Annotated in this window: 20 protein-coding genes, 1 tRNA gene and 1 pseudogene; 11 read left to right on the top strand and 11 right to left on the bottom strand. The window is 63.4% G+C overall.

Going from position 1 to position 18548, the window contains the following annotated elements:
• Nucleotides 1-300: 300 nt before the first annotated feature.
• Nucleotides 301-2091 (top strand): peptide ABC transporter substrate-binding protein, encoded by a 1791-nt coding sequence (locus J6524_RS13945; protein WP_225671338.1) that lies wholly within the window; start codon nucleotides 301-303, stop codon nucleotides 2089-2091.
• Nucleotides 2092-2299: 208 nt separating this feature from the next.
• Here J6524_RS13945 and J6524_RS13940 read toward each other — a convergent pair whose 3' ends face one another.
• On the bottom strand, nucleotides 2300-2674 hold the full coding sequence (locus tag J6524_RS13940; RefSeq protein ID WP_225671335.1) for a winged helix-turn-helix transcriptional regulator: 375 nt from the start codon (nucleotides 2672-2674) through the stop codon (nucleotides 2300-2302).
• A 75-nt stretch (nucleotides 2675-2749) separates the two neighbouring features.
• On the opposite strand from J6524_RS13940, the gene J6524_RS13935 reads away from it, so the two are divergent.
• The 4 genes from J6524_RS13935 (at nucleotide 2750) to arsH (ending at nucleotide 5552) form a co-directional block, all read left to right on the top strand.
• Nucleotides 2750-3133, top strand: a complete 384-nt coding sequence (locus J6524_RS13935) for a YybH family protein (RefSeq protein WP_225671334.1) — start codon at nucleotides 2750-2752, stop codon at nucleotides 3131-3133.
• Between the two features lie 152 nt (nucleotides 3134-3285).
• Nucleotides 3286-3597: an ArsR/SmtB family transcription factor gene (locus J6524_RS13930; RefSeq protein WP_225671332.1), complete on the top strand. Its 312-nt coding sequence runs from the start codon at nucleotides 3286-3288 to the stop codon at nucleotides 3595-3597.
• A gap of 47 nt (nucleotides 3598-3644) precedes the next feature.
• Nucleotides 3645-4685 (top strand): permease, encoded by a 1041-nt coding sequence (locus tag J6524_RS13925; protein WP_225671330.1) that lies wholly within the window; start codon nucleotides 3645-3647, stop codon nucleotides 4683-4685.
• A 90-nt stretch (nucleotides 4686-4775) separates the two neighbouring features.
• Nucleotides 4776-5552, top strand: coding sequence for an arsenical resistance protein ArsH (arsH, locus tag J6524_RS13920; protein WP_225671328.1), 777 nt, complete (start codon nucleotides 4776-4778; stop codon nucleotides 5550-5552).
• A 44-nt stretch (nucleotides 5553-5596) separates the two neighbouring features.
• Here the strand turns inward: arsH and J6524_RS13915 are convergent.
• Nucleotides 5597-5681: transfer RNA gene (locus J6524_RS13915), tRNA-Leu, on the bottom strand.
• A gap of 153 nt (nucleotides 5682-5834) precedes the next feature.
• Here J6524_RS13915 and J6524_RS13910 point away from each other — a divergent pair.
• Nucleotides 5835-6392 (top strand): disulfide bond formation protein B, encoded by a 558-nt coding sequence (locus J6524_RS13910; protein ID WP_376712017.1) that lies wholly within the window; start codon nucleotides 5835-5837, stop codon nucleotides 6390-6392.
• 897 nt (nucleotides 6393-7289) lie between these two features.
• Here the strand turns inward: J6524_RS13910 and J6524_RS13905 are convergent.
• Entirely contained in the window at nucleotides 7290-8372 is a 1083-nt protein-coding gene (locus J6524_RS13905) for an AbrB family protein (RefSeq protein ID WP_225671325.1), read from the bottom strand.
• A gap of 255 nt (nucleotides 8373-8627) precedes the next feature.
• Between J6524_RS13905 and J6524_RS13900 the strand changes: the two genes are divergently transcribed.
• On the top strand, nucleotides 8628-9107 hold the full coding sequence (locus J6524_RS13900; protein ID WP_225671323.1) for a hypothetical protein: 480 nt from the start codon (nucleotides 8628-8630) through the stop codon (nucleotides 9105-9107).
• A 41-nt stretch (nucleotides 9108-9148) separates the two neighbouring features.
• Here the strand turns inward: J6524_RS13900 and J6524_RS13895 are convergent, their stop codons facing one another.
• Nucleotides 9149-9739 carry a TetR/AcrR family transcriptional regulator gene (locus J6524_RS13895; protein ID WP_225671321.1) on the bottom strand — a complete coding sequence of 197 codons (591 nt, stop codon included), beginning with the start codon at nucleotides 9737-9739 and terminating at the stop codon, nucleotides 9149-9151.
• A gap of 99 nt (nucleotides 9740-9838) precedes the next feature.
• Here J6524_RS13895 and J6524_RS13890 point away from each other — a divergent pair, with 99 nt between their 5' ends.
• The 4 genes and pseudogenes from J6524_RS13890 (at nucleotide 9839) to J6524_RS13875 (ending at nucleotide 11650) form a co-directional block, all read left to right on the top strand.
• A complete protein-coding gene (locus J6524_RS13890; protein ID WP_225671318.1) occupies nucleotides 9839-10264 on the top strand; it encodes an acyl-CoA thioesterase in 426 nt (141 codons plus the stop codon).
• 5 nt (nucleotides 10265-10269) lie between these two features.
• Nucleotides 10270-10746 (top strand): PaaI family thioesterase, encoded by a 477-nt coding sequence (locus tag J6524_RS13885; RefSeq protein ID WP_225671812.1) that lies wholly within the window; start codon nucleotides 10270-10272, stop codon nucleotides 10744-10746.
• Nucleotides 10747-10761: 15 nt separating this feature from the next.
• Nucleotides 10762-10950: pseudogene (locus J6524_RS13880) on the top strand (TSUP family transporter); the annotation flags it as partial.
• A 31-nt stretch (nucleotides 10951-10981) separates the two neighbouring features.
• Nucleotides 10982-11650, top strand: coding sequence for a DsbA family protein (locus J6524_RS13875; protein ID WP_225671314.1), 669 nt, complete (start codon nucleotides 10982-10984; stop codon nucleotides 11648-11650).
• 57 nt (nucleotides 11651-11707) lie between these two features.
• Here J6524_RS13875 and J6524_RS13870 read toward each other — a convergent pair whose 3' ends face one another.
• The 7 genes from J6524_RS13870 to J6524_RS13840 all read right to left on the bottom strand — a co-directional run bounded on the left by J6524_RS13870 (nucleotide 11708) and on the right by J6524_RS13840 (nucleotide 18462).
• On the bottom strand, nucleotides 11708-11914 hold the full coding sequence (locus J6524_RS13870; RefSeq protein ID WP_225671312.1) for a hypothetical protein: 207 nt from the start codon (nucleotides 11912-11914) through the stop codon (nucleotides 11708-11710).
• Between the two features lie 57 nt (nucleotides 11915-11971).
• Nucleotides 11972-12826: a COG3904 family protein gene (locus tag J6524_RS13865; RefSeq protein WP_225671310.1), complete on the bottom strand. Its 855-nt coding sequence runs from the start codon at nucleotides 12824-12826 to the stop codon at nucleotides 11972-11974.
• Between the two features lie 8 nt (nucleotides 12827-12834).
• On the bottom strand, nucleotides 12835-14172 hold the full coding sequence (locus J6524_RS13860) for a hypothetical protein (protein ID WP_225671308.1): 1338 nt from the start codon (nucleotides 14170-14172) through the stop codon (nucleotides 12835-12837).
• A 112-nt stretch (nucleotides 14173-14284) separates the two neighbouring features.
• A complete protein-coding gene (locus J6524_RS13855; RefSeq protein WP_225671306.1) occupies nucleotides 14285-15358 on the bottom strand; it encodes a carboxylesterase family protein in 1074 nt (357 codons plus the stop codon).
• A 63-nt stretch (nucleotides 15359-15421) separates the two neighbouring features.
• Nucleotides 15422-16393, bottom strand: coding sequence for a S1C family serine protease (locus J6524_RS13850; RefSeq protein WP_225671304.1), 972 nt, complete (start codon nucleotides 16391-16393; stop codon nucleotides 15422-15424).
• A gap of 155 nt (nucleotides 16394-16548) precedes the next feature.
• Nucleotides 16549-18066 carry an AMP-binding protein gene (locus J6524_RS13845; RefSeq protein ID WP_225671302.1) on the bottom strand — a complete coding sequence of 506 codons (1518 nt, stop codon included), beginning with the start codon at nucleotides 18064-18066 and terminating at the stop codon, nucleotides 16549-16551.
• A 168-nt stretch (nucleotides 18067-18234) separates the two neighbouring features.
• Nucleotides 18235-18462 carry a hypothetical protein gene (locus tag J6524_RS13840; protein ID WP_225671300.1) on the bottom strand — a complete coding sequence of 76 codons (228 nt, stop codon included), beginning with the start codon at nucleotides 18460-18462 and terminating at the stop codon, nucleotides 18235-18237.
• Nucleotides 18463-18548: the final 86 nt, after the last annotated feature.

Here is an 18548-nt window from a genome sequence, read left to right as displayed (position 1 = left end):
TGGCGTCGCTCGGTCCTGAATGGTCATGACAATGGCGAGCACGGTCAAGACAACAACTCCGCGAGTGGCGGTGCCGATGCACTCAATTGAAGGTGATGCAAGAATGCACTCAATTCGCAGGCGGTGCCCGCGAAGGCGTGACGCGCCGATTGGGTGCACGGCAGCGTAGTTGCCATCGTCGGTTGACACCATGTCACCTTGCGCCGGTTGGATCTAGCGTGATGGGATGGCCCCGATCCTGCTTTGACAGGTTCGCAACTAGCCTGACGAGGCATTCAGCACAGTTAAGGAGTGGGGCCCATGGAAGAACGGGAACTTCGAGATCTAATTGCCGACGTCAAGAATGGCCGGCTGTCGCGGCGGGCCTTTGTCCAGCAAATGGTCGCCGTCGGCCTGACCGCGCCGATGGCCGGGATGATGCTGAGCCAGTCGGGTGTCGCGACGGCTGCGACCGCGCTTCCCTACAAGCCGACCAAAGCCGGCGGCGGCGGCGTGTTGAAACTGATGTATTGGCAGGCGATCACCCTGCTCAATCCGCATTTCGCCGTCGGCACCAAGGACCAGGAGGGCTCCCGGATCTTTTACGAGCCGCTGGCAGGATGGGATGGCGACGGCAACCTCGTTCCGATCCTCGCCGCCGAGATTCCGAGCAAGGAGAATGGCGGATTGGCTGAGGACGGCCGCTCGGTGATCTGGAAGCTGAAACGCGGCGTCAAATGGCATGACGGCATGCCGTTCACGGCTGACGATGTCGTCTTCAACTGGGAATATGCCAGAACGCCTGACACCGCGGCGGTGTCGATCGCCAGCTACAGGGATATCAACGTCGAGAAGATCGACGAGTTCACCGTCCGCGTCACCTTTGCCAAGCCGACGCCGTCCTGGGCCGATGCGTATGTCGGCAATTACGGCATGATCATCCCGAAGCATTTGTTCAAGGATTACGTCGGTGCCAAATCGCGCGAGGCGCCGAACAATCTGAAGCCGGTCGGCACCGGCCCGTATCTGTTCGTGGATTTCACGCCGGGCGACATGCTCCGCGCCAAGCTCAATCCCAACTACCACGTTGCCAACCGGCCGCATTTCGATGAGCTGGAGGTCAAGGGCGGCGGCGACGCGGTGTCGGCGGCGCGCGCGGTGCTGCAAACCGGCGAATATGATTATGCCTGGAACATGCAGGTCGAAGACCAGATCCTGCTGAAGATGGAAGCCGTCGGAAAGGGCAGGATCAGCATCACGCCATCGGGCAATGTCGAATTCATGCAGCTCAACTCGACCGATCCCGCGGTCGAGGTCGATGGCGAGCGCGCCAGCATCAAGACCAGGCATCCGCTGTTCTCTGATCCGGCGGTGCGCCAAGCCATCAATCTCCTGATCGATCGCACCTCGATCGAGAAGCACATCTATGGCCGCACGGCGCTGGCCACCGCGAACTTCCTCAACAATCCGGAACGCTTCCGGTCGAAGAATACCAAGTTCGAATTCAACATCGAGAAGGCCAACCAGATCCTCGAGGCAGCCGGCTGGAAAAAGGGCGGCGACGGCATTCGGGCCAAGGACGGCAAACAGTTGAAGTTCGTGTTCCAGACCTCGATCAATGCGCCGAGGCAGAAGACCCAGGCCATCGTCAAGCAAGCGTGCCAGAAAGCGGGCATCGAGGTCGAACTGAAGGCGGTGTTGGGGTCGGTGTTCTTTTCCTCCGACATTGCCAATCCCGACACCTACACGCATTTCTATTGCGACGCGCAGATGTACAACACCACCATGCCGCAAGCCGATCCGCAGCTCTTCATGAACCAGTATGTGTCGTGGCAGGTGGCGAACAAGGACAACAAGTGGCAGGGCCGCAACGTCTCGCGCTGGCAAAACAAGGAATATGACGAGATCTACAGGCAGACCGAACGCGAGCTCGACGCCGTGAAGCGCGCGGCTCTGTTCATCAAGCTCAACGACCTCGTCGTATCAGACAATTACATCCAGCCCATCGTGTCCCGCACCCGGGTCGCTGCGCTCAATGGCAAGCTGACCGCGCATATCTCAGGATGGGACGCTGATTTGTGGCAGCTCGCGAGCTGGTATCGGGAGGGGTGAGAGGCGGGGCTTCGATGTGCAGGCGATAACGCTTCTTCACCTCTCCCGCTTGCGGGGGAGGTCGGCGCGAAGCGCCGGGTGGGGGCTCTCTCCACTCGGCAGTATCCCCCGCGGAGACACCCCCACCCCAGCCCTCCCCCGCAAGCGGGAGAGGGAGCGCCTCTTCGTGTTCGACAATCAAACCTAATGTCGTAATACTTAACGCCCCTCAACTTGCGTGGTCATGAGCAGCCGCTCGATCATCCCGGCGTGACCAAAGCTCGAGCCGATCGAGGATGCTCAGGAGCTCGGTGCCCTTGAGCGAGAGCGAGTAGGTCACGCCCCGTGGGAACGCAGCGATTGGGGAGCGCAGCACCAAGCCTCGATTTTCAAGCCCATCCAGGCGCTCGGAAAGCACCTTCGGAGATACGCCCGGTAGAAGCTCCGCCAGCTCTCCGTGCCGTTTCGGACCGTCCTTCAGGTGCCAGAGCACAAGTGCGTTCCACCGGTGGCCCAGGAAGGCCAGCCATTCCTCGACCGGGCAATCAGCCGGACGACGCGGTTGCGGATTTTCGAGTTCTAACCGTAGCGCAGCAGATGACAATGCAGCTTCCTTCCCGTTTGGTTAGCACTGAAGGGACGTGCTTCTTTCTTCTCTCCAACAACGAGGAGATGAGACATGACCGTGACTGAGCCAGCCCAGATGAATGAGGCATTCGCTCAAGCCTTCAACAGCCGTAACATAGACAATCTGCTCGCGCTTTACGAGATGGATGCCGTCCTGCGCGTGGATGGAAGCGAGCGAAGTCTGATAGGGCAGGACGCGATCGCTGGTGAGTTGCAGCGTCTGCTGCAAGCGCCCGGCACAATGACGTCGCGCAATAACTTTTGCGTCCAGCACGGTGACGTCGCGCTGCTGCGCGCAGATTGGGAACTGCGTGCGCAGGACGGCTCCATCGTGGCGTCCGGCAGCTCGGCCGAGTTGGTCCGCCGCCAATCCGATGGCACCTGGCGCTACGTCATCGACCACGCAGCGGGCGCCGCCCTGCCACGCGTCATCTAAGTGGAAGGGCGCTATCATGGTCGGATCGCGACTTGAACCGAATCCGAAGCTCATGCTGTCGCGATTTTGCGGCTCGCCGCTTCGCTCACGGCACGGGGCATTGACATCCATAGAACTAGATTTATAGTTACATTATGGCAAGCCGGAAGGACATGATCGAACAAGGAGCGGCGGACGCACTTGCTGCGCTCGGCAACCGCACGCGGCTGCGGATTTTCAAGCTTCTCGTGCGCGCCGGACACGATGGGACCAATATCGGAACCATCCAGCGGGTGCTGGGAGTTCCGGCGACCACATTGGCGCATCACCTCGGCACGCTCGCCGAAGCCGGACTTGTCGATCAGGAGCGGCGCGGGCGCGAGGTCATCTGCACGGCAAACTTCAAGGCGGTCAACGATCTACTCGCCTACGTGAAGGCCGAATGCTGCGCCGGTCTCGATATTACCGACACCGAGGCAGCCTGAAAATTTTTTGCGCCGAAACATCTATAAAACTAGAGGAGTAGAGCAAAATGTCGACGCAGGAGCCCTCCATCGAAATCCGCCGATGGACCGCCCCACAGCTTGATCCCGCATGGATTGTGCTCTCCGCAATCCTCGTAACGCTTGCGGTCGTCGCGCCACATCAGGCGACGACCTCGATAGCCTTTACGGCAAAGGCCGTATGGGGCGTGCTGCCCTTCTTCGCTCTATCGATTGCGCTTTCGGCCTACGCCAAGGCGAGCGGCGCGGAAAATCTGATTGCCAAGGCGTTCACTGGCCGGATCGGCCTTATGATTCTCTTCGCGAGCCTGATGGGCGCGCTGTCGCCATTCTGCTCGTGTGGCGTGATCCCGGTGATCGCGGCTTTGCTCACGAGCGGTGTACCGCTCGCGCCGGTGATGGCATTCTGGCTTTCGTCGCCGCTGATGGACCCGTCGATGTTTGTCCTCACGGCAGGCGTGCTCGGCTTCCAGTTCGCGGTGGCCAAGACTCTCGCGGCAATTGGCGTTGGCCTCCTCGGCGGTTACGGCATCCTCGCTCTTCAACGCGTCGGGCTGCTCGCCGGTCCGCCATTGCGCGACGGCGTCGGCAATGGCGGCTGCGCCGGGTCCAAGATTCGTAACCCAAAAGCAGTCGAGTGGCGGTTCTGGAATGAACCCGCCCGTCGCGAAGCATTCGCAAATACCGCGCGCAACAACACGCTATTCCTCGGCAAGTGGCTGCTGCTTGCCTTCACGCTCGAGAGCCTCATGGTGGCCTACGTCCCAAGAGATTTCATCGGATCCGTTGCCGGGGAGGGCGGCTTTCTGTCGATCGCGGCGGCTACGCTTGTCGGGATTCCAAGCTATATGAACGGTAATGCCGCATTGCCCCTCGTCGCCGGCCTTGTCGAGAAAGGGATGGCGCCCGGAGCCGCGATGGCGTTCCTGATCGGCGGTGGAGTCACGTCCATTCCCGCAGCACTCGCCGTGTGGGCGATCACGCCAAGAAAGCTGTTTGCTGCCTATCTCGCGTTTGCCACGTTGGGCGCGCTCGCAGCGGGAGTCGTATTCCAAGCGGCAGTTGGTTGATGCACAGCGATAACGGCCGCAAGCGCGGCACGCGCTCGCAGGCCTCCGCCGTCAATCTCACTCTACATTAGACCGCGTACCCGAGGGCATATGAGACTTCGCACAGTACCTGATCCCGACTTCCTGCCGGCGCTTGACACGCACCATGCACGGCAGAGGCCCGGAGTCGGCCTTGAGAGCGGCCGCTTGCATCCGCCGCGCATCCTGTTGCTCTATGGATCGTTGCGGGAGCGCTCCTATTCCCGTCTCGCCATCGAAGAAGCCGCTCGGCTATTGCGTTTCTTCGGCGCCGAGCCAAGGATCTTCGATCCGTCGGACCTGCCGCTTCCGGATCAGGCCGACAGCGATGATCACCCGGCCATCCGCGAACTTCGCGAGCTTTCACTTTGGTCGGAGGGACAGATCTGGTGCAGTCCCGAGCGCCACGGACAGATCACCGGAGTGATGAAAGCTCAGATAGATCATTTGCCGCTCACAATAGGCGGGATGCGGCCGACCCAGGGCCGAACGCTTGCTGTCATGCAGGTCTGCGGCGGCTCGCAGTCCTTCAATGCCGTCAACACGCTGCGATTGCTGGGGCGCTGGATGCGGATGTTCACCATCCCCAACCAGTCGAGTGTTGCCAAGGCATTTCAGGAGTTTGACGAGGCAGGACGGATGCGGCCGTCGAGTTACTATGAACGGATCGTCGACCTTGTGGAGGAGCTTGTTCGCTTCACAATCCTCCTTCGCCCCCATGTCGATCAACTAACTGATCGTTATTCCGAGCGCAAAGAGGCCGCCGGTCCCCTACGCGATGTAGCCTCGGACCTTTCGGCTATTGCGATCACCTCTCAGTCGAGAGGCGTGGACAGGCGAAGAACCTGAGTACGGCGTCGAGGTGCGTGGGTGGCGGGCGCTTAGGAAGCAGATGGTGCCCCTGGCCGGAATCGAACCAGCACTCCTTGCGGAACTCGATTTTGAGTCGAGCGCGTCTACCAGTTCCGCCACAGGGGCCTTCGGTCGCGGGGCAGAAGCCCGGTGCGGCGAAGCGGGCGGAATATAGCGGGCGGCCTGCGTGGGTCAATCCCGCGCGGATGTGATTGTGGCGCGGCTCGACACGTCGCCAGTGGCGCGATAGGAGGCTGATGCCTATTTTGAGCGTGAATCATGCTCCGGAGAGCGTCCGTGACCTCAGAAGCCGCCCATTCCTTGCCGACGCGTCCTGCGGCCAATCCGGCGGCCGTGGCGGCGCTGGCGATTGCGGCCACAGCGGCGGCGACGCTGGCGGGCGCCTGGTTCTTCGAGCTCGTTCTGGATATCCGCCCCTGTCCGCTCTGCCTTGAACAGCGCTACGCCTATTATCTGGCCGTGCCGCTTGCTCTGGTGGTGGCGTTCGCCGCCGCGCGCGGGGCGCCGCGGCCCGTGCTGCTCGCCGGGTTTGCGGTGCTGCTGCTCGCGGCGCTCGCCAATGTCTGGTTAGGCGGCTACCACGCCGGCGTCGAGTGGCAGTTCTGGCCCGGCCCGACCGATTGCGCCGGCTCCGTCGTCGATCTCGGCAGCGCCGGCACGCTTCTGCAGCGTCTCGACGCCGAGAAGGTGGTCCGCTGCGACGAGGTGCAGTGGCGCTTCCTCGGCCTCTCGCTCGCCGGCTATAACGTGCTGATCTCGCTGGCGATGGCGCTGATGGCCGTGTGGGGCATCGTGGCGGCGAAGCGGGCCGCGTAGGCCGCCAACCTGTAGCGTGGGCAAAGGAGCGCAAGCGACGTGCCCACCATCCATTACCGAGTAAGTTTGCTTGGTGGTGGGCACACTGTCGCTTTTGCCCACCCTACGACATCTGTGACTGCACGACGGGCAAATCACTTCTGATTTCCAGAAATCGTGTCAATATCCCGAAGCAAAAATATTCCGCTTTCGTTCTCACCCAAATCAGCGGCATAACTGCGTCCGTCTCGCCGCAAGATGAGGGGCGCTCGCGAACGTCACGAACGCGCGGTGAGATGCGATGGACGAAGATGGCGCGAGAGACGTTGCGCGCCGGAAGCGTACGGCGAAGTCGTGTGGTTCGAATGTCGCGGTGCTGGCATGAAGCCGTCGAGAAGCGAAAGCTTCTCGGGGGCGACGGAGGCAAAAGAGCCGTTCTCCGGGAAGAGCACGAAGTAAGCCGTAAAGCCATTGCGCAGGGAAGGCCGGGATGCTCCCGCCGAACCTGTATGCTCGTGTGCGTTTTCCTTATGCGCAACGGCACACGAGACCGCGGGTGCGGCGCGCACCCGGTCTTCCCTGCGCCCTCTGATCTTCAGAAGGGCAAACGAAGATGCAAACCTCGGGCAGTTCATGTCGCGAGATCGCGAAGTCATATCTGTTGGCAACGTGTACGCACGCCGTCACCGCACGAAAGGTCTGTTCCCTCCCCCCTTGCGGGGGAGGGCTAGGGAGAGGGGTGCCGGCATCGGCCGTGCTCGTTGCATGAAAATCGTGGGGCGCCGTGTCGGCAATCCGCACTGTCAGTGCTTGCGGAGAGAACCCCTCTCCCCAGCCCTCCCCCGCAAGGGGGGAGGGAGCCCACCGTCCGTTAGGCGACGGCATGTCATCGACACGCAGGGTGACGCAGCAATCCACCTAGTCGTCCACATCCTCCTGCGGACGGCCGAACAGGTGGATGATTCCCGGCGTCGTGATCGAGACGAACACGAAGCGCGAGAGGTGATGCGCCCCGACGAAGATCGGATCGATATGCAGCGTGAGCGCCAGCGCCAGCATGGCGTCCATCGCGCCCGGCGCAAAGGCGACCACGACGTCGGCGAAGCGCACATGGGTGGCGAGCACGATCACCGTGACGAAAATGGCCGAGATGACGATCGCAACGGCAAACGAGCCGAGCCCGGCATTGATATGGCTGACGAGCGTCGCCTTGCTGATCCGCGCAAAGCGCGTGCCGATCACGGCGCCGATGCCGATCAGCGCTATGTTGCGCATCCAGGGCGGCAGGCCGCCCTCGATCAGGCCGGTGCCGTGCAGGACGGCGGAGGCGATCATCGCGCCGAACATCCAGCTCGCCGGAAATTTGGCGAGCCGCAGCAGAAGCGCGACGGCAACCGCAGCCGCTGCCATCACAGCGAGGCCGAGCGGCGAGGCGACGGCGATATTCATCAGCTCCACTGGCGCGCTCGGCGTCACGCCCGTGAAGGCGAGCAACAGCGGCAGCGCCGCGGTCAGGATGATCACGCGCATGGTCTGCACCACCGCGATCGCCGCGACATCCGCGCCCTTCTCGGCGGCGAGCATCGTGATCTGCGACAGCGCGCCGGGGCTGCCGGCGAGCAGCGCCGAGGTCTGGTCCCAGCCGTGCACGCGCTGCAGGTAGAAGCTCGAGCCGAAGGTCGAGCAGAAGGTCGCGAGCGCCAGAAGCCCGATGGTGAGCGGATAGGCGCTCATGTGCTGGATCAATTGCCGCGACACCAGCGAGCCCAGCGTAATGCCGAGCAGCACCAGTACGGTCTGCGTCAGGATCGCCGGCATGGTGACTGGACGCCCGGCGAGCGCAGCGATGCCGACGGTGGCCATCGCGCCGGAAATCAGCCCGCCAGGCAGGTTGAGCCACAGAAACGCGAGGCCGCCGGCGACGCCGATGACGAGCGTTTCCAGCGTGCCAAGAATTTTGGCGCGATCGGCCATGGCGGCGGAAATCGAAGAGGGGATCATGCTCACGCCGCCTTATGGCAAATCCGTCCGCGCGGGACAAATGCGTCACGCGATTGCAGCAATGCAGCGCTAGCGTCTGCACAATGCCTGCACAGACATCCCGCCGCGTTGGCTGAACGCAGGCTGAATGCAATGGCAGATGACGCATTTTCGCGGCAGAAAAATTTTTATCGGAGAGATCGTTCGGTGCGTTGTCGCAAGCTGGGGTTGCGTTAGGATAGTGCCCGCAGATGACTATCCCCAAGGAGACCAGGGATGACTATTCAAGCAAGACTGCTAGGCGCGATTGCAGTGTCGGGTTTGGCTGCGCTGGCGATGACTGCGCAGGCGAATGCCCTGACGGCGCAGGAATGCAGCGCCAAATACCAGGCGGCGAAAGCCGCCGGCACGCTCGGCGATCAGAAGTGGAACGACTTCCGCAAGGCGCAGTGCGGCGCCGATGCCGCGCCCGCCGCAGCGGCACCGGCCGCGGAGCCGAAGGAAGCCGCCAAGAAAACTTCGAAGCAGGAAGCCAAGGAGGCCGCGGCGCCCGCCGCGCCGGCAGGCCCTGCGGTCTATCCGAACGCGGTCGATGCGAAATATGCGAAGGAGAAGCCCGCGAAGCAGCGCATGCAGACCTGCCTCGATCAGTACAATGCCAACAAAGCCAGCAACGCCAATGGCGGCATGAAGTGGATCCAGAAGGGCGGTGGCTACTACAGCGAATGCAACAAGAAGCTGAAGGGCTCGGCCTAACCGGCGATCAACAAAGGCGCGGCCGGACGCTTCGGCCGCGCCTACATCTCGCGGAGCAACGTCTCCGCCGATTTCGCCACCAGCTGCGCACGCCTGCGGTGGCCCCGTTCGAGAAACAAGAGGCTCTGGCCGAACACGAAGCAGTAGAACAGGAACGCCTGGGCGTCGGCTTCCTCGGCGGCCAAGCCGGTTGCGCGATAGAGCTGCCCGACATTCTTCAGCCGCGCGGCATCCACGCTGGCTACAGCGTTGGCGGCAAGCTCGTCGGAGCGCGCCCATTGCCGGATCGCCAGCTCGACCGCCATGCCTTCGGTATTCATGCGCTCGGAATAGAGCGCGATCAGCGCCTTCAGCCGTTCGCGGGCGGTGGCGCCATCAAGGCTGGTCTGCTTTTCGATCGCGGCGATGCGGCCCTCGCTCCATTGCTGCAGCATGGCTTCGAGCAGCGCCGCGCGATCGCGGAAGCGGCGGTAGAAGCCGCCCTTGGTGACGCCGAGGTTCTTGGCCAGCACCTCGACCCGCACGCCCTCGACGCCGGTTCGGGCGATTTCCCTGAAGCCGGCCTCGATCCAGCTTTCGCTGCGCACCTCCGCCTTGGCGTCTCCTTTGGCATCCCCCTTGGCGTCGCTCATGGCCCGGTCTCACCAACTATTGATACGGTACCGTATTGCTAACCCGACCGCAGCCTGATACGCTACCGTATCAGCGTCATAACAGGGCGGGAGCGAACGATGGAGACGGACGCGACCTATCGCGGGACGGTCTATCCCTGGCAGTGCGACCATGTCGGGCACATGAATATCATGTGGTATGTCGGCAAGTTCGACGAGGCGAACTGGAATCTGTTCGCGCGGCTCGGTCTGACACCGTCCTACCTGCGCGGCTCCGGCCGCGGCATGGCCGCCGTGCAGCAGAACATCACCTATAAGCGCGAACTGCTCGCCGGCGACATCGTCGAGGTCAAAAGCCGCCTGCTCGAAATCCGCGACAAGTCGATCCGCTTCGTGCACGAGATGCGTAACGCTGAAACCGGCGAGATCGCAGCGACTTGCGAGTTCGTCGGCGTCCACATGGATCGGGAAGCACGCAAGTCGACCGCCTTCGCGCCCGCGATCCGCGAGGCCGCGATGCGGCATCTCGAACGGGCGATGGCGTGAACGACATGAGCCGCTTCCAGCCGAAAAATCCGGACTATCGCGCGGTCTCGATCGAGACGTTCGAGCAGCAGCGCGCAATGAAGACGCTCGGTATTTCGATCGCCCGGCTGGAGCCTGGCGAAGTCGATCTCGCGATGGAATATTCGCGCGATTTCACCCAGCAGCACGGCTTCATCCATGCCGGGGTGATCACGGCCGGTCTCGACAATGCCTGCGGCATTGCCGCCTTCACGCTGATGGCCGCAGGCTCAGGCATCCTCACCGTGGAATTCAAGACCAACCTCTTGGCCCCAGCACGCGGCGAGCGGTTCGCCTTTCGCGCCACCGTGGTCAAACCCGGCCGTACGCTGACGGTGTGCGAGGCGCGCGCCTATGCGGTGCATGACGGCGTCGAGACCTTGATCGCGACCATGAGCGGCACCCTGATGGCCCTGGCGCCCCGCGAGGCTGCCGTCAAGGATAAGGCGCTCGCGCCGGCTTGACCCTGTTGCAGTGCATCCGGGCTGGTGTCGTGGGCGCTGGCCGGGCCGTTCGTAGCGGGCGGCGTCGCCGGCGGATTGGCCGGCACGCGTTCGGCGAGGCATCTCGCCGAGCGCCGCGGCGCGCTCAATATCGTGTTCGCTGTGGTCATTATTGCCGTAGCGATCTATATGCTGGTGCGTAACATATCCCAATCTCATCCGTAGAACGGGGAATGCAGCTCTTCGCGAGACACACATGAAGCGATCGAACAATCCGGCCGGGATCAGCCCCATGCACACACGGCGCCAAGCGTTAGGCCTGCTCAGCGGTGCAGCGCTGCTCAGTGCCACCCCGCGACCGGCGTTCGCGCAGCGCGTCGACGATGTGCTGAACGAAGCAATGGTGCTGCGCGATCCTGATGTGCCCGCAACCGGCAATCCTGACGGTGACGTCAACATCGTCGAATGGTTCGATTACAACTGCCCGTATTGCCGCAAGATCGCGCCCGAGATCCAGCAGGTGGTGCAGGACGACGGCAAGGTCCGCCTGGTGCTGAAGGACTGGCCGATCCTCGGCGAGGTCTCGAAATTCGCGGCGCGGATGGCGCTGGCCGCGAAGTATCAGGACAAATACATGGCCGCGCATGAGGCGATGATCGGCGTCAGTTCGAAACTGACCGAGCCGCGCATCCGCGAACTGCTTGATGGCGCCGGCATCGACATGGATCGCCTCAACCGCGACGCCACGGCGAATGCCAAGGCGATCGATAAAATCCTCGCCCGCAACCACGATCAGGCGGTGGCGTTCGGATTCAAGGGCACGCCGTCCTTCATCGTCGGCAAGTTCCGCGTGCCGGGCATTCTCACGATGGCGCAATTCGAAATGGTGATTGCCGACGCGCGCAAGGCGAAGAAAGCCAACTGACACAACAACACGCCGTCGTTCGAAACGACGGCGTGTGATCGCTATCCTGCCGGTAAACTACTTCGACGAAATCTTCACCCAGTCCTCATGGGCGCGCGTCTTCAGCCTGTCCCAGTCGGCTTTCGCCACATCCCAATTGACGATGGTGCGGTTGGCCTGTGCGACCTGACCGCTCGCGACGCTCGACGTCTGCATGGAATCGTAGACATAAACGCCGCCGACAAGCAGCAGCGCACCCAAAATCATCCCGACAAACGTCTGCATAACAGTTCCTCCGTGAACCCGACCATCAACGCAGATGTCGAGGCATGGTTCCGCGGATTACGACCGCACCTTGGCCGGCGCGGCGCGGGGAGCGGTTGCAGACGGCGTTGCCGCCGCAGCCGTCACAAGGTTGAGCGACTTCAATTCATCGGGCTTGAAAACGAATAGCTTGTCATGCGGCGTCTCCATCGCATGCACCCAGACCTGCAGGTTGACGCCCATGTCGGCCAGATAGCGCTGGCACCGCGCGGAAATGTTCTGCGCCACATTCATGTCGTCACGTGGCAGGCCGACTGCCGAGCCGATCGCCGCCACCTGATGCACGCCGACGGTCGCCTTGTCGCCGAGACGGCGTTCGACGCCGCCGGCAAACACCAGCGGGCAGGAGGACGCACAGTATTTGCCGGCTTCGATCTCAGTCGCGAAATTCCGCTCGCGGATCAATCGCCCCATCGCCAATGCATCGGCAACCGAGCCGCCCGGCGAGTTCAGCACCACCGTTTTGATGTAGTCGCCGCGCTTGGCGACTTCGGCGGCGAACGCTTCGGAAATGCCCGGCGTGATGGTGCCAGTTGCCATCAGTTTGCCGCCGCCGACCAGCTCGAAGGTCATCGGCCCTGCCATTACTCCATCCGCTGGCGGCCGCGGCGTCAGACGTTTGCCGTGGTCGGGCGTCGCGGGCGTTGGAAGCGACGGCAGCGCGCTGGGCAGCTCCAGCGAAGGCGGATCACGCCTTACGTCGGCCGCAGGGTCGGACGTGTCGATCCATCCGTTCATGCCGGCGAGATCGGCCGCAAGCACGATGGCCGTGACAGCGACGACGCTGCGAAAGAGCCAGCGCAGAATGGCCTCGTCGGGATTGCCCGCAAGGAACGCGTGAATGCGCTGCTGAATTGCCGCGGATAGCTGCATGACACGGCCTATTTGGTATGCCGCGCTGTCGACAGCGGGGTGACGTTCTCCTCGGCTTTCGCTGCGGCGTCTGGTGCCGGCTCGTCGGCAGCGGGTTCGCCGGCCTCAGCCGGCGGCTTGCGGCGCGCCTCCTCGACCTCGCGGGCCATCTGCAACGCCGCGACCAGCTCGCTCGCCGTCATGCCGGAGGCACTGAAGGCGGGCATGCCCTCGCGCCGGATCGCGGCGTGCACCACGCACAGGATCAGCACCAGCACCGCCGGCATCAGGTCGATCGAGATCGCACCCGCCCAGCTCGGAATGAAATCGCCGGCGTAGCGCAGCACGGCCTCGGCGGGCGACATGGTCTGGAAGCGCTGCGGCTCGACGCGCGGCAGGGCCAGGATCTTGTCGGCGGCCTCGGCGAGCGACGCTGCCTGCGCCGCGATCGAACTCTCGACCTTACCGACGACGGCGGTCTGCCGGTCCGCAAGATCGGCGGTGCGGCCGCCCGCGGCGGGGGCGATGAAGCCCGACGACAGCGATGCCGCCGCACGCTTGACGGCAGGCGCCACCGAAGTCTGCTGCAGGTTGGTGATTACGCCGCTGAGCGCCAGCGACTCCGTTGCAAACGCGTCGCTGCGTGTCGAGATCGGCCCACGGTCGGAAATCAGTTCGCGCATCTTTGCCAGATGCTTGCCGCCCTGCTCGAACAGCGCCGAGACGCGCTTGCCTGACGCCTGCACCTCCTGGCCAAGGCTGTCGAGCTGCCCCGACATCTGGGTCAGAAGCTGCACGACGGTGCCCGAGCCCGCCGTGCCCGTCAGCGATCCCGCGCGTTCGGCGTCAGCCAATTTCGCAAACCGTGAGGAAGCGAGCTGGATATCCGGCAACAGGCCTTGCGCCGCGATGGCGTTGCTGTTGGCGGTATCGAGATCGCGGGTGTAGTTCTGCACGGTGATGGCGAGATGCTGCTGGATCGCGGCGGCGCCGGCCAGCGCCGAGGCGTTGAGCCAGGACGACATCGCCACGATCATCAGCGAGCCCAGCAGCATGCAGCCGAACATCAGCGCACGCCCGGTGCGGTCAACCACATGCGGCATGAACTGCATGAGGAAGACCCAGAAGGCGTAGATGCCGACCGACACCGCAACCGAATAGATCACGGCCGCGAAAAAGACCGTAGTCGGGCTGCCATTGAGCAGTTCACGGACGCCGAGATAGGTGTAGACACCGGCGGCGAGGGCGAGGATCGCGGTGGTCAGTTTCAGCGTGACTTCGAGGCGAGTGACGCCTTTCGAAAGCAGCAGCGAATTGGAGGCACGCATAGGAGCCGCGGGAGCGGCGAGGCCGGTGTCTGACGGCATGTTGCATCCTGTCGCGGTTCAAATGAACCGTTCTGGTCAACGCCCCCATTTTGTTCGCTAAGTATCTCAACTCGTAGAAATAAATTCCGACGAGATTGTGTCAGCGGCGGCGTCAGGTGTCGCCGCGTAGCCAGGCGAGGATTTCCGCGTTCATTTCGCGCGGGTAGGTGTGGCTGAGGTCGTCGAGCTCGCGGTAGGTGACGTTGGCACCCGCCGCCGACAGCGCTTGGGCGGTCTGCCGCGCCACCTGCACCGGGAACATCCAGTCGAGCCGGCCATGTGAGATGTGAACGGGCAGGCCGCGCAGCCTCTCGGCGTCGGCCATCTGGGCTATCAGCGGATGAAATGCCGCCGCCACTGGCGCGAGGTGGGTGAAGGGCGAGGCGCTATCGAAGCCGGTCACGTAGCAGAAGGTTCCGCCGTCGCTCATGCCGGTCAGCAGCATCCGTTCCGCATCGATGTTCCAGCGTGCGCGCACCGATTCCAGGATGCGCATCAAGTTCGGCGTGTCAGTATCCTCGCCCATCAACGCCCAGGTCGAACCGGTGGCGGTCGGCGCGACCAGGATGGCGCCGCGGCTGCGGGCGTCGCGCAGCCAGCTCCACAGAAAGCTGCGGCCGTTGCCGCTGCCGCCATGCAGCGCCATCACCAGCGGCCAGACGCGCTCGCGCGTGTAGTATTCCGGCACGTAAAGCGAGAAGCCGCCGCGGCTGCCGGGCTCGTTGTTATGATGAAAGACACCGGTGTTCTCGTTTGGTGGCGCGGCCAGCTTGGCCGCGAGGTCGGCATCCTGCCGTAGCGAGGGATCGACGAAGAACTCACTGACCGGCGGCAATCTCTTCGCCAGCGCATAGAGCGCCTCCTGCGCGCGGGGCGCGTAACGCAGCGCACGAAACAGGCTGACGAAATCGCCTCTGCCATTCTGGACTACTCGCAGGCCCGCGAACGCCGCCAGGGCCGCATCGCTCGCCGTCGCCAGCGCGGTCTTGATGTCGGAAAATTCCGCGGGCCACTGCTCGAGTCGCGGCCGAACCGCGCGCAAGTCGTCGTCCGGCTGGCCAGCCGCTTCCATCACACGGTCGAAATCGGGCGGGTTGAGGTAGCGCGCGACGAACCCTAGCGCCTCAAGCGATTGCAGCAGCGGCGGCAGTACGGCCACGATGTCCTCCACCACGGCCTCACTCATCGGGTACTCTCTAAGTTCAACGAACGCCCGGCCTCAATGAAGCCATGCTCAATGAAGCCTTGCTCAATGAAGTCTTGGCGCCTTCAACAGCTTGGCGCGATCGGTCGAGGCCAGCACCACGTCGAAGGTGAGGCCCTCATGATAGACCGTGAGCGGCACGTCGACGCCGGCATTCCCGAGCGACCAGAGCTTGCGATAGAAGCCGGTCTGGCTCGTGATCTTGTCGCCGTTGACGGCGAGGATGACATCACCGGTCTTCAACTCGGCACGCGCCGCCGGCCCCTTGCTGGCGATGCCGACCACCACGACGCGGTTGTCGATTTCGGTGGTGTACATGCCAAGCCACGGCCGCGCCGGCTTGTTGACGCGGCCGAATTTCCTGATGTCGTCGATGACCGGTTTCAACAGGTCGATCGGCACGATCATGTTGACGTGCTCGGCCTTGCCGTCGCGCTCGCGTTCAAGCTGCAGCGAACCGATGCCGATCAGCTCGCCGCGGCTCGAGATCAGCCCGGTGCCGCCCCAATTGGGATGCGCAGGATGGGTAAAGATCGCTTCATCGAGCAGATATTCCCAATAGCCGGCGAATTCCTGCTTTGCCGCGATCTGGCTGGCGACCGAGCGCGTGCGTCCGCCGGCGCCGCCGACCACCACGCGATCGCCGATCGCAGCAGTGGCGGACGAGCCGAGCGGCAGAGGATCGAGTTCGAGATCGCCGAGCGCCTGCACCAGGCCGAAGCCGGATTCGAAATCGAAGCCGAGCGCGTGGCCTTCCACCACGCGGCCGTCAGCGCGATGCAGCCAGACGGTTTCCGCCTCAGTGATGAGGTAGCCGATGGTCAACACCAGCCCGTCGTCGATCAGCACGCCGTTGCCAGCACGTTCGGTGCCGAGCGTCTCGGCGCTGAAGGCATCGGGTGGAATGATCGAATGCAGCCCGACCACCGACGACAGCGTCTTGTCGAGGTCGAACGCGTAATCGCCGGGGCGGGGCTGGTTGGCGGGCGGCACTTTCCATTCGGTCAGGGAAGGCATGGAAGGTCTCCTGGCGAACCGGCGCGCTTCCGGCGGGCGCGGGGGAATTCACGACAATCTATGCTGCAAACGGCCGTCTTGAAAGTGTTCCCCAAAATGAACCGCCGTGTGCGATTCATAAGAGGGCAGATTCACAAATGTTCCGGGGTTGAGGATCATTCTACGTTCGCCCGTATCCGGGTCGGTATGATCCGGAAATCGCGGTTCTCCTTGAGCCAGCTGGCGCGTTCATCGCGCAGCAAGGTACGGCGAACCTTGCCGGAATCGTCGCGCAGGCCGATGTGGACAGCCTCGAAACTCTCGGGGTGTTTGTAGCGGCTGAGCCGGTCGGCCAGGAATGCGGCCATGCCGTCCGCCACGGCTTGCGCATCGGTATTCCGGTCAAGCTCGAGGATGGCATGCACGCGCTGGCCGAATTCCGGGTCGGGCAGACCGACCACGACGCAAGAGCGCACGTCGGGATGCTCGGTCACGGCGGCCTCGACCTCGGCCGGATAAATATTGGCGCCGCCGCGCAAAATCATATCGGCGAGCCGGTCGCCGAGATAGAGATAACCCTCGGCATCTAGACGTCCGATATCGCCGAGCGATTCCCAGCCGTCGGCGCGTCGCTTCGGCTCCGCGCCGAGATAGTGGTAGGTGCAGCCGGGGCCGTCATTGGGCAGGAAATAGATTTCGCCGGTCTCGCCGGGCGCGACATCATTGCCGTCCTCGCCGATGATCCTTAAGCGGCAGGTGTCGCCGATCTTGCCGACCGAGCCCTTATGCGTCAGCCATTCGGCGCCGGAAATGATCGTCGCGCCCTGCCGCTCGGTGCCGCCATAGAGCTCATAGATGCGCTCAGGCCCCAGCCACTCGATCCATTTCTCCTTCAGCCAGGGCGGCATCGGTGCCGCCATGTGAAACACGATGTGCAGGCTGGAAAGATCGTATCGGTTGCGCACCTCGTCCGGCAGAGCCCAGATCCGGTGCATCATGGTCGGCACGAAATTGACCCATTGCACACGGTTCCTCTCGATCAGCCGCAGCGTCTCCTCGGCATCGAACTTGACGAGGCCGGTGACGCGGCCGCCGTTGAATAGCGCCATATGCGACACGATGAATGGTGCATTGTGATAGAGCGGGCCGGGATTGAGCAGCGAGGCATCCTGCGGAATGCCGAGCGGCGAGGGGGCCGTTGTTTCCACCACCGCCGGCATGTGGTCGAGGATCACCTTCGGCCGGCCGGTCGAGCCACCGCTGGTCATGGCTTTCCAATAGCGCGCCACCGGATTGTTCACCGGTTCGTCCGAAAAGCCGTCGGGCATGAAATCGGCCGGCAGCGAATTCGGCGCGTTCCAGTCCACCTGTCCGCCGACCACCAGCGATGGCTTCAGGATGTCGAGGACGGCAGCGGCTTCGCCGCGCGGCAGCCGCCAGGTCAGCGAGGTCGGCGTCGCGCCGCATTTCCACACCGCAAAGGTTGTCTCGAAAAACACGTTGCTGTTCGGAAGACCGATGGCGACGAAATCGCCGGGCTTGACCCCCTTGGCGGCGAAGGCGCGGGCGCGCCGGTTGGCGTTGCGTTCGAGCTGCTCCCAGGTGATGGCATCAGTCCCGTGACTGACCGCGATGGTGTCCTTCGGCTTCCGTTCGGCATACCAGCGTGGCACGTCGGCGATGGGGATGAGCATGGGGCGTTTTCCGTTCGGGCGTTGATGCCGCTCTTGTGGTTCTGATGAGGCGGATGCCCCGAAAACATCGTGGCAGAATTGGAAGGCTGAGTGAAGCCGCTGCTTGCTGCCTCCCGGGCTTGGCTGCCGTCACGTTCGGCCAGGGTCGCCGATGAATTCAATGAAGCGCTACGCCTTCGCCGGTAATAGCCGCGTCTCGGTAATGGCATAGACGGAGATTGCAGCGGCCTGCCATTTCGGCGACGCGCGGCGCAACCGCCCCGTCGCCATCGTCGGTACGGAAATGAGGTGCGGGGCAACAACGATGCCCGCTGGGGATGCGATCGGCAAGGCGGCGGCGGTCCTGCGCTGCAAGGGACGGCATAACAGCGCATGGAGCCCGATCCTGCCGATCATTTTTGCTGGGCCCCTTGCGGCGCAATTCTGATCCACCTAGGTCGCATGATGTAGGTTCCGATCGACCTCATGGAGGATCGCGTGCT

Origin of the sequence: Bradyrhizobium hereditatis, assembly GCF_020329435.1 — a bacterium.
GTDB classification, from domain to species: domain Bacteria; phylum Pseudomonadota; class Alphaproteobacteria; order Rhizobiales; family Xanthobacteraceae; genus Bradyrhizobium; species Bradyrhizobium hereditatis.
This window is presented reverse-complemented; position numbering and strand designations above follow the sequence as displayed.